At 35.0% G+C, this 13,015-nt stretch carries 10 protein-coding genes and 1 pseudogene; 2 read left to right on the top strand and 9 right to left on the bottom strand.

Annotated features, from left to right (window positions below; genetic code table 11):
* Positions 1–67 precede the first annotated feature (67 nt).
* The 6 genes and pseudogenes from NSQ18_RS09030 to groES form a co-directional block, all read right to left on the bottom strand.
* Positions 68–1,357, bottom strand: a complete 1,290-nt coding sequence (locus NSQ18_RS09030; RefSeq protein WP_026019109.1) for a glycoside hydrolase family 18 protein — start codon at positions 1,355–1,357, stop codon at positions 68–70.
* 411 nt (positions 1,358–1,768) lie between these two features.
* Positions 1,769–2,974 carry an EAL-associated domain-containing protein gene (locus NSQ18_RS09025; protein WP_016838930.1) on the bottom strand — a complete coding sequence of 402 codons (1,206 nt, stop codon included), beginning with the start codon at positions 2,972–2,974 and terminating at the stop codon, positions 1,769–1,771.
* Between the two features lie 320 nt (positions 2,975–3,294).
* Positions 3,295–4,752 carry a DHA2 family efflux MFS transporter permease subunit gene (locus NSQ18_RS09020; protein WP_016838929.1) on the bottom strand — a complete coding sequence of 486 codons (1,458 nt, stop codon included), beginning with the start codon at positions 4,750–4,752 and terminating at the stop codon, positions 3,295–3,297.
* A 294-nt stretch (positions 4,753–5,046) separates the two neighbouring features.
* A pseudogene (tnpA, locus tag NSQ18_RS09015) lies at positions 5,047–5,531 on the bottom strand (IS200/IS605 family transposase).
* A gap of 222 nt (positions 5,532–5,753) precedes the next feature.
* Positions 5,754–7,373, bottom strand: a complete 1,620-nt coding sequence (groL, locus tag NSQ18_RS09010) for a chaperonin GroEL (RefSeq protein WP_016839635.1) — start codon at positions 7,371–7,373, stop codon at positions 5,754–5,756.
* 104 nt (positions 7,374–7,477) lie between these two features.
* Positions 7,478–7,759 (bottom strand): co-chaperone GroES, encoded by a 282-nt coding sequence (groES, locus tag NSQ18_RS09005; RefSeq protein WP_016839634.1) that lies wholly within the window; start codon positions 7,757–7,759, stop codon positions 7,478–7,480.
* A gap of 253 nt (positions 7,760–8,012) precedes the next feature.
* On the opposite strand from groES, the gene NSQ18_RS09000 reads away from it, so the two are divergent.
* The gene (locus NSQ18_RS09000; protein ID WP_016839633.1) at positions 8,013–8,741 is read left to right on the top strand and encodes a type II CAAX endopeptidase family protein; all 729 of its coding nucleotides are present in this window, start codon (positions 8,013–8,015) and stop codon (positions 8,739–8,741) included.
* Positions 8,742–8,810: 69 nt separating this feature from the next.
* Here the strand turns inward: NSQ18_RS09000 and tatC are convergent, their stop codons facing one another.
* The 3 genes from tatC to NSQ18_RS08985 all read right to left on the bottom strand — a co-directional run bounded on the left by tatC (position 8,811) and on the right by NSQ18_RS08985 (position 10,642).
* Entirely contained in the window at positions 8,811–9,641 is an 831-nt protein-coding gene (tatC, locus tag NSQ18_RS08995) for a twin-arginine translocase subunit TatC (RefSeq protein ID WP_016839632.1), read from the bottom strand.
* A 23-nt stretch (positions 9,642–9,664) separates the two neighbouring features.
* Positions 9,665–9,919, bottom strand: a complete 255-nt coding sequence (tatA, locus tag NSQ18_RS08990) for a twin-arginine translocase TatA/TatE family subunit (protein ID WP_016839631.1) — start codon at positions 9,917–9,919, stop codon at positions 9,665–9,667.
* Between the two features lie 90 nt (positions 9,920–10,009).
* The gene (locus NSQ18_RS08985; protein WP_016839630.1) at positions 10,010–10,642 is read right to left on the bottom strand and encodes a redox-sensing transcriptional repressor Rex; all 633 of its coding nucleotides are present in this window, start codon (positions 10,640–10,642) and stop codon (positions 10,010–10,012) included.
* A 130-nt stretch (positions 10,643–10,772) separates the two neighbouring features.
* On the opposite strand from NSQ18_RS08985, the gene NSQ18_RS08980 reads away from it, so the two are divergent.
* Complete coding sequence (locus NSQ18_RS08980; protein ID WP_339287753.1) at positions 10,773–12,716, top strand: ABC-F family ATP-binding cassette domain-containing protein; 1,944 nt, start codon at positions 10,773–10,775, stop codon at positions 12,714–12,716.
* Positions 12,717–13,015 lie beyond the last annotated feature (299 nt).

Here is a 13,015-nt window from a genome sequence, read left to right as displayed (position 1 = left end):
TCATGCAATTTGTGCAATTCACTATTAATGAAATCTCCATCAACCATTTAATAATTGCATTGCCATTTCATCTTTTGACAATATTAAAATTGTCTTGAATTAACAACCAATTTTGAGGAAAAGCAAAGCTTAACTTCCAATAACTAATCCCCCGCAAATTCAACCTTTTCAATAAATTAAACTTCGCTTGAATCGACCTAGCATCTTCAAACCAAACTTCATGATTTTTACCCTCATCATCTACATAATAAAAATAAGGAGCTTGAGCTATTGGGTCAAATTGAATTTCCGCATTATGTTCACGAGCAAGAGCAATCGCTTGTTGAGGGCTTATAGCTCTTGCATATTGTCCTCCTTCAACATAAGGAAGGGTCCAATCATAACCATATAAATTTTGTCCCATCATAATTTTGCTTGGCGGTATCTCTGTTAAAGCATAGTTTAACACTTTCTCCACTTCACTAATTGGAGATACTGCCATTGGTGGTCCTCCTGAATAACCCCATTCATAGGTCATTAATACAACAAAGTCCACTATTTCCCCATGTGCACGATAATCATGAGCTTCATACCATTGACCAGTTTGTTCACGGGATAGTTTTGGAGCTAATGCACTGGAAATTAACAATCCTTCCTCATGAAGACGATCTGCTGCTTTCCTTAAAAAATTATTGTACGCTTCTCTTTGATCTGGAGGCAAAAATTCAAAGTCAAAATGAATGTCTGATACCGTCCCAATACGTTTTGCCTCATCAATAATGTTATCTAGAAGAACATCCTGAACTGCTGAGCTTTGCAATATATCTCTACCAAGTTCCCCACTAAACTGACCATTTTCTAAATTCGTCACAACAAGCATCAAAGAAGCCCCACTATTCTGAGCCACTTCAGGTATTCCCTGTATTGGCATTGGTACGAGACTACCATCTCTTCTTGCTTCATAACTGAATGGCGCTAAGTATGTGAGATAAGTTCCTACTTCACGGGCACTATTCAATAATTGTTCACTAACTGTATCCCCGGATGGTTCAATATAAATATTAACTTCTGCTCTCGTTTTCGCCCTCGGTGGAATATATAATCTTAGTCCTGGCAGCAATGGCTGATTGGGATTTAGTCCGTTAATTTGTGCAAGGGTGAGATAGTTCATTCCAAAACGCTGTGCAATGGTAAATAACGTATCCCCCGGCTGAACCCAGTAAAAACTTCCAACAATCGGAATCACAATTGCTTGCCCCACCACTAATTCATTTGGTAATTCAATTTGATTCGTTTGAATGATTGTTTGTGGATTGACATTGTAGCTTTGAGCAATCCCCCAAATCGTATCTCCCGGCCGAACAACGTGTATTTGAATGGTGCATCCTCCTTTTTGCACTTATGACAATCAATAGATTTTATGATGTGTTTTGAAAGAAAATAACAATTGTAATTGATAAACATTCTAAGGAGTTTATATGGAGGATTGAATGTGAATAGAGCAGTTCTTGTGAGAAGATTCCCTTGAATCGTGCGGATAACGCCTGAACTTGTGTAGATAATTCCTCTACTTGTGCGGTTAGATCCTGAGCATTTGCAGATAATTCCTCTACTCGTGCGGATAAGTCCTTAGCTTGTGCAGATATTCCGCGAATAGCTAATCTCTCAACTTATGCAAATAGCCCCCTTCCAGTTGCTTCTCTCCATAAAAAAATAAGGCTATCTAGAAATTTCTAGACAGCCTCCTAAAATTCACTTTTTCCTTCCATTTATCGAACACGATTAAATATTAATGTAACAGATTATGTTCATACAAGTAATCGTACGAAATATCAACAAATAAATATTCATTATCAGCTAATGCCATGGAGAACGTACGAGTTAATTCGCCGGTTTTGATGTCACTATATATATTTGAAAGTTCACCTTTCACATCATCTTTTAATTTGATGATATTTAAGAGAAAGTAAGGTCGCCAACTCCAATTTTTACCGATAGCTTCTTTTTCCACTATCCAATTTCCATTTCTACGCACGATATTTGGGGATATTTGAAATCCTTCTTCATTGCAAATATAAAATCGGAAAGCATATTTTGTTAATTTGTTTGCTAATGCTAAGAGTGACTCCTCATCATGACTTTGTAGTTTTGATTGATCAACAATTGTAGCAATATCCTTTTTCAATTTTTTCATTTCTTCATATTTTAATTCCAACTGCTTTCTTTCAGTTGCAATAAATTGTTTACAATCATTGCGGAATCGCTCTTTTAATGAGTCTTTCGGATTTAAATGTGTAGAAGGTTTCTGTAAATATTCTCCTTTAAAATATCGAGCACCATGCTTCCATGCGTGATGTAATTGATAATCCGTTTTTATATCATTAAACATTAAAGCGGCACCCATTTTGATCGCCAAACTTTGAATTGTTGTAAACACATGACTTTGGGAACCCCAAGCATTGTAATTCAATTGATTAATATTGATTTTTAATACAGTTGGCTCCAACATTAGTATTTGATCCAACTTGCTTTCTTTACCAATTTCGTCTAAAGCGATTTTGACACCATACGTTTTCATATACCGAATTGGATGCTGTAATTCATCAGCTTCCCCTTCATATTTATGCGCTGGAATTACTAGAAATATTTTGGATAATAACGATTCACCAATTGTTTGTTTTATTGCTTGAAAATAAGCATCTCCAACATCTGTCATAAACAAATTTGGATTACATGGTAAATAAACATAGAAATCATTTAACGAATCCTTTACTTCTGTAACAGCTTTTTTTATGAGAGTAAGTTCTGCTTCTTTCCGCAAATCTTCGGGAATCGTTGAATCATAAGTTAAATTAACAATATCGATCGTTTTATCATTTATTAAAAGCTTTCCAGAAACTTCATAAGCAACAATCGAATGCGAATCCGCACTAAAAATTGGCTCATAAAACACTTCTATTTCATTTATTCTATCTAAAATATCTAGTACTTCCATAAGAAACCTCCACACACAAATTATGTTCAAACTTGCTATGCTAACTGTATTATACATGAAATAATGCATTAAAAAGCAACTTAAATAGAACATTCATTTCTAATATTCATATAACTGAAAAAAGAGCTACTTCCCCTTTCCCTAATTCTAAACATTCCTCAAATTTTATTTAATATCATTTCAAATCAGACCATTAATTATTATAAAATAATTTTATAATAAAATAAATCATATAATTCTTATAAATTTTATAAAGAATATTGGAAAATAAAATCACCATTTTTCAATATTGAAAATGGTGGTTTTTGTTCGTTTCATTTTTATTTAATTTGAGGCTGTGTTACACGTTTTAAGAAGAATGATAAAAGTAGTGGAATAAGAGTAAAGCAAGTTGCTACAAAGAATGCTAATTCAATTCCTTCTAAAAGGGCCTGTTGGGTAATGCTTGCCATTACTTCCTCCGAAAATGTGCCAGCTTGCATCGCTTCCGCTGCCATTTTTTCTCCAACGGATGTAGCCTTTGTGTTCATCACCGCAATCAAGACTGCTGTGCCAATGGAACCAGCAATTTGTTGAATGGTGTTATTTGCTGCAGTACCATGTGGATTCAATCGAGGTGCTAGAGAATTTAATCCATTTGTCATGACAGGCATCATCACTAAAGATATCCCGATTGTTCGAACAGTATATACGGAAATGATATAAATAATTGAAGTGTCAATTTCTAAATGAGACAGTAGATATGTTGTAACCGTCATAATACTCATACCAATTATCGCCAATACGCGTGGTCCAAACTTGTCAAACAAGCGACCAGTAATAGGTGACATTGCAGCCATAACAAGCGCTCCCGGTAACATCATTAACCCTGACTCCATCGGTTCGATATGCCGCACACTTTGTAAATAAGCTGGAGTTAAAATCATTCCCCCTGTTAACCCCATTCCAAGCACGGAACTAAAAATTGCGGAAAGGGTATAGGAAGGAGCCTTAAAGATTTCCATACTTAAAAACGGAGATTCAAGTTTTAATTGTCTCAATACAAATAAAACGATGCCAATTATACCAATGATGATGGTTGTAATAATTACAGGGTCGGACCATCCTTTATTACCAGCTGTACTAAATCCGTATAAAAGAGAACCGAACCCAATTGTACTTAACACAATTGAAAAATAATCCAATGATTTTTTTTTCGTTGGTATGACATTCTCTAATTTCCATAAACCTAATAAAACACTAATAACTGCAAAAGGCAAAATCATCGTAAATAGAATTCGCCAATTATAATGTTCTACAATATAGCCCGATAATGTTGGACCGATTGCTGGTGCAGCCATCATAATAAGCCCGAAGAAGCCCATTGCTGTCCCACGTTTTTCAATTGGGAAACTAACTAACATCACATTCATTAAGAGCGGAGCCATAACGGATGAACCTGCAGCTTGAACCATTCTTCCGGCAAGCAATGTTCCAAAGTTAGGAGAGAAGGCTGCAAGTAGCGTACCTAAAGTAAAAATACTAGTAGCCACTACAAATAAAGGTTTTGTGTTAAATCTCGTGATGAAAAAAGCAGAGGCAGGGATTAATACACCGCTAACTAACATATAGCCGTTAGAAAGCCACTGTACAGTTGCATAACTAATTTGAAAATCTTGCATGATGGTAGGTAATGCAACATTCATTAAGGTATTATTTAAAAACGAAATAAAGGCTCCTATAAACAATACAGCGATCATTAAATAAGGAGGCCTTTGTGCTGACAGTTCTTTAGTCATATCTATTCACACTCTCTGTAACAATATTTAAGCGAAATCTATTCTATACCTACAGTTCAAATTTATCAAGAAAAAAATATTACCTTTTTATTTTACTTTAAATTTAGTAATTTTGAATTTATACTAGCAGTTCAATATTGTTATAGATGAAGATGTAAGCGAAATCAAAACCACCCGTGTGAACGGGTGGTTTGTTCTGCGGCTAGAAGCCTTTATTACTGGCCAACCCCTAAAGGGGCATCGAATGGTTCGCCAACTGCACTACTTTTCCAGCTGACCCTTAAAGGGTCTCTTTTATTTTTTCCTAGGTTTTCGCTTTATCTCTTCACCTGTAAATGGATCGACGAACTCTTCCATACTGAGTTGATCTGCAATGATATCATCTTGTATTTGATTTCGAATATATTCTTCAATTACCTTTTTATTTCTACCTACCGTATCCACATAAAATCCTCTACACCAAAATTTTCTGTTTCCATATCGATACTTTAAATGGGCATGTCGATCGAATATCATCAAACTACTTTTTCCTTTTAAATATCCCACGAATGATGAAACACTTAATTTTGATGGGATACTGACCAACATATGTATGTGGTCTTTGCATGCGGTAGCTTCAATTATTTCTACGCCTTTTCTTTCACATAGTTGTCTTAATATTTGTCCAATATCTTCTTTATCTTTCCATAAATTATCTGTCTTCTATATTTTGGTGCAAATACAATGTGATACTTACAATTCCACTTGGTATGTGCTAAACTATTTGTGTCAGAAGACATAATAGGTCCCTCCTTGGTACTAAAATTTGGTTGGCGAACCGTAATTTATTTTAGCATCAAGTGGGATCTTTTTTAATACCTCGCTGTAAGCTATACGGAACCCCCTGCCTAGCAGGGGGTTTTCTTTTTTACACAAAGAAAAAGGGTTCTTTCCATTGCTTCGGAAAGAACCCTTTTCTATTCAACACTGCCAAAAGGATGGCGTCTTTATTTATAACGTTATTACATCATGCCCATATCTGGCATTCCTGGATTTTGAGCTGGTGGCTCTGGGATATCAGCTACCACTGCTTCAGTTGTTAAGAATAATGCAGCTACACTAGCAGCATTTTGTAATGCTGAACGAGTTACTTTAGCTGGGTCAACAATACCTGCATCAATCATGTTTACCCATTCACCAGTTGCAGCATTGAAACCAACGCCAACTTCTTCACGTTTTAAGCGATCAACAATGATTGATCCTTCTAAACCAGCATTTTCTGCGATTTGACGAACTGGTTCTTCTAGAGCACGTAACACAATTTTCACACCAGTTGCTACATCGCCATCTACTTCATCTAATACTTTTTCTACTGCTTTATAAACATTTACTAATGCAGTACCACCACCTGCAACGATTCCTTCTTCAACCGCTGCACGAGTAGCGTTTAATGCGTCTTCGATGCGAAGTTTACGCTCTTTTAATTCTGTTTCAGTAGCAGCACCTACTTTAATTACTGCTACACCGCCAGCTAATTTTGCTAAGCGTTCTTGTAATTTTTCTTTATCAAATTCTGAAGTTGTTTCTTCAATTTGAGCACGGATTTGATTTACACGTGATTCAATAGCAGCTTGATCTCCAGCACCTTCAACGATAGTAGTGTTTTCTTTATTTACAACTACTTTACCAGCGCGTCCTAAAGATGTGATATCAGCTGTTTTTAAGTCTAAGCCAAGGTCAGAAGTGATAACTTGTCCACCTGTTAAAATGGCAATATCTTCAAGCATTGCTTTACGGCGGTCACCGAATCCAGGTGCTTTTACAGCAACTACTTGGAATGTACCGCGTAATTTGTTCAATACTAATGTTGCAAGAGCTTCACCTTCGATATCTTCAGCGATAATTAATAATGGTTTGCCTTGTTGTACTACTTGCTCTAATAATGGAAGAATATCTTGAATGCTAGAGATTTTCTTATCAGTAATTAAAATGTAAGGATTTTCGAGCACTGCTTCCATTTTATCAGTATCTGTTACCATGTAGTGAGATACGTAACCGCGGTCAAATTGCATACCTTCTACTACATCTAATTCAGTATTGAAACCTTTTGATTCTTCGATTGTGATTACACCGTCAGTTCCAACACGTTCCATCGCTTCAGAGATGAATTTACCTACTTCTTCATCGGCTGCAGAGATAGAAGCAACTTGTGCGATTTCTTCTTTATTTTGAACTTGACGAGAAATGTTTTTCAATTCTTCAATTGCAGCGGCTACTGCTTTATCAATACCTTTGCGAATTCCTACAGGGTTTGCACCGCTTGTTACGTTTTTCAAACCTTCACGAATCATTGCTTGTGCTAAAACTGTTGCAGTTGTTGTACCGTCACCTGCTACTTCGTTTGTTTTAGAAGCAACTTCTGCAACTAATTTTGCACCCATGTTTTCATAAGGATTTTCAAGTTCGATTTCTTTCGCAATTGTTACACCGTCATTAGTAATTAAAGGTGAACCAAATTTCTTTTCAAGTACAACGTTACGACCTTTAGGACCTAATGTTACTTTTACAGCGTTTGCTAATTTATCTACACCTTGTAACATTAACGAACGAGCTTCTTCTGCAAATTTAATATCTTTTGCCATTTTGCCTTACCTCCATTTATTTTTATCTATAGGTAATCAAAATCGGTATAAATACGCCTGACATTTCATACAATGGAAGAGGCGCAATTTTGATTTCTATATGATTATAAAACAGCTAAAATATCGCTTTCTCTTAAAATTAAATATTCTTTACCTTCATATTTCACTTCTGTTCCGGCATATTTAGAGAAGATAATCACATCGCCTTCTTTTACTTCAGGCTCAACGCGAGTGCCGTTATCTAATACACGACCAGAACCTACAGCAACCACTTTACCTTCTTGTGGTTTTTCTTTTGCTGAATCAGGTAGTACAAGTCCAGAAGCAGTTTTTTCTTCTACCTCAACTAATTCGATAATCACGCGATCTCCTAATGGTCTTAGCAAGTGAAACAACCTCCTACATTTCGTATTTTATCTACCATTATTAGCACTCTTATCACCTGAGTGCTAACACAATTATATAATAATGAATCATCCCTTTTTTTGCAAGTGAGAAGTATAAAAAATTTCTTTTCTTTCTATCTTCCTCTACAATAGAATATGATTAGTAAAAACACCATTCCTTAATTTGGATCGGAAAGATTAATATTATGATTACATTTTAATGAATTTGCATAAGAAAGAGGGAAATATACGATTGGCTAATTCGCAAAATATTCAAACTCAAAAGACCGCTTTTTATGTATTAATCACTTATATCTGTTTTCAACTTTCTTCTTTTTTACTATGGATTCCCCCGCTAAAAAGTTTCTTTTTAGGCTTTATTGATTTAGAGGGGCGTTCAGCGTATATTGCATTAGCAGGCTGGTGGTCATCCATTACCGCAGGAATAGCATTAATTATTTCTTTTATCTTAATCTCCAAAAATAAAAACTTTTGGAATTGTTTAAAAGGAGAAAAAATGCCATTGGCGGTAGCAATTGGTTGGGGAATTATCGGTTTTTTCATGATTTATTTAGGTCAAGTGATTGGTATTCAAATTGAATCGGCATTAGGCATTGAGCTTGGCTCTGAAAATACTGAAGCCATTATAAACATTACAAAAATCGCACCAATCATGATTCTAGCTTCCGTTATTTTTGGACCAATTTTAGAAGAACTTGTGTTTCGCCGCGTAATATTTGGATCGATTATGCAAGCACAAAATAACTTTTGGTTAGCTGCCTTCATAAGTGCAATCGTCTTTGCGATTATTCATTTAGATTTTAGTCATATCATTCTTTATACCATAACTGGTTTTATTTTTGCCTTCCTATATAATAAGACAAAACGTTTAATCACTCCAATCATTGCGCACATGATGCTAAATGGTTTTGTTACATACTTACAATTGAACATTGAAAAAATTCAACAATTTTTTCATTAAGCATAGCCTGCTTTATAAGCATGAATAAAGAAAAAGCCTATTTTCCATGAATTTCATAGAAAATAGGCTTTAATTTTGTTCCTTCATTTGTTCAATTAGACGTCTTTGTTCTGCTAACGCAGCTTCCACTTGTTGTCTTTGTTCCGCTTCCTTTTCTTCTTGCATACGCTGTTCTTCTGCTTTTAAATATTTCTTATATCCGATTTTTGCAATAGCAATGCTAATTTCATACAAAACAAATAACGGAATGGACATTAGAATATATGAAATTAAGTCAGGTGGCGAAATTAATACGGCAATAACAAATAATACAAAGTAAGAATACTTTCTAAACTTTGACATTAAGTTTGGATTCAATACCCCGAGACGGGATAAAAACAATGTAATGACTGGAAGTTGAAATAAAAAACCAAATGGAATCACTAATTTAAATAAAAAAGAGAAATATTCGTTAATGCCGATTGTTTGCTGAATATCTAACCGCTCCGACAAGTTCATCATGAAATTCATAACGTTTGGGAAAAGAATAAAGTAAGAAAACAATAATCCAACTAAAAACAAAACAAAGGAATACGGTATATATTTTAATGTTGCTTTCCTCTCAGATTCATACAAGCCCGGTGCAATAAATGCCCAAAGTTGGTACAAAATCACCGGAGATGTCAAAATTAATGCTACAAAGAAGGATACTTCTAAATATACAGTAAGCGGGTCGCTTACTTTGAATGCATTTAATGTTAATGCCTCTAATTCTTCATTATCATGCTGAATGAATTTAATGATTGGTTCTGCAACATAGAATCCAGCTATTAATGCGATAACGAAAAAAACAGCACAAATAATTAAGCGCTTTCTTAATTCCTCTATATGTTCTATAATAGGAAGTTCTTTTGGATCCATTTTTCTTTTAGACATCCTTATTATTACTTATTGTGTTCTTGTTCTTTCGTTTCAACTTTCTCAATGGATTTTTGTTGCTGATCTATCTCGATGATGTTCTTTTTATCAGTAACATCGCTATCATCTATTAAACCTTGTGTACCCTTTTTGAACTCACGCAAAGTCGTTCCCATTGCTCGTCCAAATTCAGGTAATTTTTTCGGTCCGAAAATAATCAATGCAACAATCCCGATAATAATAAGGGCAGTTGGTGTAATTGCACTTAAATGCACAACCATCGATGACACCTCCTCAGTTTATGTATTTATTTTACCCCAATTCGACATATTTTGCATTACATAACGGAAATAGATTGTGAAAACTTTTTATCAATCACTATTGCGAATTAAATAAATTAAAGCCTCTAGTTCAACTGCTAAATCGATATTCATTACTTTCATCGTTTCCGGAACATTTAAACGAACAGGAGTAAAATTCAATATTCCTTTTGCGTTGATTGCTGATAAGCGATCAGCAATGGCTTGGGCAGAGCGTGAAGATACAGTTAATATTGCAAGTTCTGCATTATATTTTTGATACATTTCTTCTAATCGATCGGGATGATAAACTGGGATTCCATTTACTTCATGCCCTTCCATTGGCGCCTTTGTATCGAACGCAACAACGATTCTCGTATTATGATTTTTTTGGAAATTATATTTCAAAAGGGCATTTCCTAAATTCCCCACGCCAATAAGAGCGACATTCGCGCCTTCATCTTGATCTAGAATTTGTCTAAAAAATTCCAACAAATACAAAACATCATATCCATATCCTTTTTTACCTAAGGCGCCAAAATAAGAAAAATCTCTTCGAATTGTAGCGGAGTCAATCTTCATTGCCTCACTTAATTCTTGAGATGAAACTCTCTGTTTTCCATCATTTGCAAAGTTCTGTAAAAACCGATAATAAAGAGGAAGTCTTTTTGTTGTCGCCTGTGGAATTTTTATATCTCTTTTCACAATAATCCCCCTGTTAACTTCAACTCGAAATTGATTTTATATTACTAAACATAGCTAAATAAGTAAAGCGTTCACATTGCTTGAATTCCTGTCTTCTATTACACTAATAGTAGTGAACAGAGGTGTAAACATGATCATACTTCAAGTAAATCAATTAACAAAATCATTCTTATCTGATGAAATATTAAAGGATGTAAAATTAGAAGTTCAACACCGTGACCGTGTCGCATTAGTAGGTCGCAACGGTGCGGGTAAATCTACGTTATTAAAAATCATCGCTGGACAATTGTCTTACGATTCTGGCGAAATCATTATTCCTAAAGATATAACAATTGGGTATTTAGAACAACATGCTGGTCTTGAATCCAAACGTACAATTTGGGAAGAAATAATGACGGTGTTTGAACCGTTAAAAAAACAAGAAATGCGACTTCGCGAATTAGAACAACAAATGGCTGACCCATCCGTGTATGAGAGTCCAACGAATTACTCTCGTATTATGGCAGAATATGATCAACTACAACATTCTTTTAAAGAAGCAGGTGGCTATCAATATGAAGCAGATACACGTTCCGTACTCCATGGTATGAAATTCTTCCCCGACATGTATGATAAACCTGTTTCTTCCTTATCGGGTGGTCAACGAACACGACTTGCCCTTGCAAAATTGCTACTAAGCAAACCGGATTTACTGATTTTAGACGAGCCTACGAACCATTTAGATATCGAAACATTAAGTTGGCTTGAAAATTATTTAAAAGCTTATACAGGTGCCATTTTAATCGTTTCTCACGACCGTTATTTTCTCGATCAAATCGTCAATATCGTTTATGAAGTATCAAGAACTCGCGTAACAAAGTATATAGGAAATTATAGCGATTATTTGGACCAAAAAGCAAAACAATATGAACGCGATTTAAAAATGTATGAGCAACAGCAAGATGAAAAAGCGAAACTTGAAGCTTTTATTCAAAAAAATATCGCACGTGCTTCTACAGCAAAGCTTGCAAAAAGCCGAAGAAAAATGTTGGAACGTACCCAATGGATGGATGCCCCAATTGGTGATGAAAAATCAGCAAAATTTGGATTTGATATCGAAAGACAAAGCGGAAATGATGTACTATCAATCGATGATTTATCAATTGGATATGAGCAAAATCAAATAATTTCTGAAAATATCTATTTGCGCATCTTCCGACAAGATCGGGTTGCGATAGTAGGACCGAATGGAGTCGGAAAATCCACTCTATTAAAAACCATTGTCAAAGATTTATCTCCACTGTCTGGAAGCATTCGTTATGGAACGAACGTTAAAATTGGCTATTACGATCAAGAACAAGCAAAACTCGATAGTAATAAAACCGTTTTAAATGAACTTTGGGATGAATGGCCGTTAATGAATGAAAAAGAAATTCGTTCCGTTTTAGGTCAATTTTTATTTAGTGGCGATGATGTACTAAAACTTGTTAATACATTATCCGGTGGGGAAAAAGCACGCCTTGCCTTAGCAAAACTCATGTTGCAAAAAGCAAATTTCCTCGTATTAGACGAACCAACGAACCATCTTGATTTAGACAGTAAAGAGGTCTTAGAGAATGCGTTGATGGACTATCCAGGAACGATACTATTCGTTTCCCATGACCGTTATTTCATGAATAAAATTGCTACAAAAGTCGTTGAACTATCCGCCACAGGCACATTTGAGTATTTAGGTGATTATGATTATTATGTAGAGAAAAAACAAGAATTAATGGAATTAGCTGAACTGAATGAAACAAAGCATGAAGCAAAACAGGAAGAAATCAAAATCCAGCATCCATCTTCAGTAAACAAAGAAGTCAAAAAACGAGAGCGTCAAATTCGAAGAAAAATTGAAGAGCTTGAAAAAGAAATGTCCAATTATGAAGAGGAAATTAACAATATCGAACTGAAGCTTTGTGAACCAGAGATTTTTAGTGATTACGAAAAGGCATTAGAGCTCCAAAATAAACTGGATTCGTTAAAGCAATCTCACAGCGAGCTCGAAACTCAATGGCTTGAACTACAAGAAGAATTGGAAAACCTGAAAATTTAAGCTACCTGAATAATATTCAGGTAGCTTTTCATTTATATATGGAAAACATGAATCTTGTTTTCGAATATTACATATATCTTGGTCAATAGACAAATTTCGATAAATTTTCCCCACAGTTTTATTCACAATAAAAACTCAGTGATACCAACATATCAACAGCCTTTTCCACATTATCCACATCACCAGAAAAAAAAATCCACACTTCGTTCTGGAAAAATACACACAATATATTGATTTTTCACAGCTTTATCACAGGTTATCCACAAGTTATACACAGATTGTGCATAAGTACGAATGTT

Source organism: Ureibacillus sp. FSL K6-0786 (assembly GCF_037965165.1).
GTDB classification, from domain to species: domain Bacteria; phylum Bacillota; class Bacilli; order Bacillales_A; family Planococcaceae; genus Ureibacillus; species Ureibacillus thermosphaericus.
Note: the sequence above shows the minus strand (reverse complement) of the source record. Positions and strands in the feature narration are given on the sequence as shown.

Excerpts from the sequence above, each read along its gene's own strand:
- NSQ18_RS09025 (WP_016838930.1), bottom strand. The coding sequence starts at position 2,974 with ATGGAAGTACTAGATATTTTAGATAGAATAAATGAAATAGAAGTGTTT.
- NSQ18_RS09020 (WP_016838929.1), bottom strand. The coding sequence starts at position 4,752 with ATGACTAAAGAACTGTCAGCACAAAGGCCTCCTTATTTAATGATCGCT.
- groL (WP_016839635.1), bottom strand. The coding sequence starts at position 7,373 with ATGGCAAAAGATATTAAATTTGCAGAAGAAGCTCGTTCGTTAATGTTA.
- tatC (WP_016839632.1), bottom strand. The coding sequence starts at position 9,641 with ATGGATCCAAAAGAACTTCCTATTATAGAACATATAGAGGAATTAAGA.
- tatA (WP_016839631.1), bottom strand. The coding sequence starts at position 9,919 with ATGGTTGTGCATTTAAGTGCAATTACACCAACTGCCCTTATTATTATC.
- NSQ18_RS08980 (WP_339287753.1), top strand. The coding sequence starts at position 10,773 with ATGATCATACTTCAAGTAAATCAATTAACAAAATCATTCTTATCTGAT.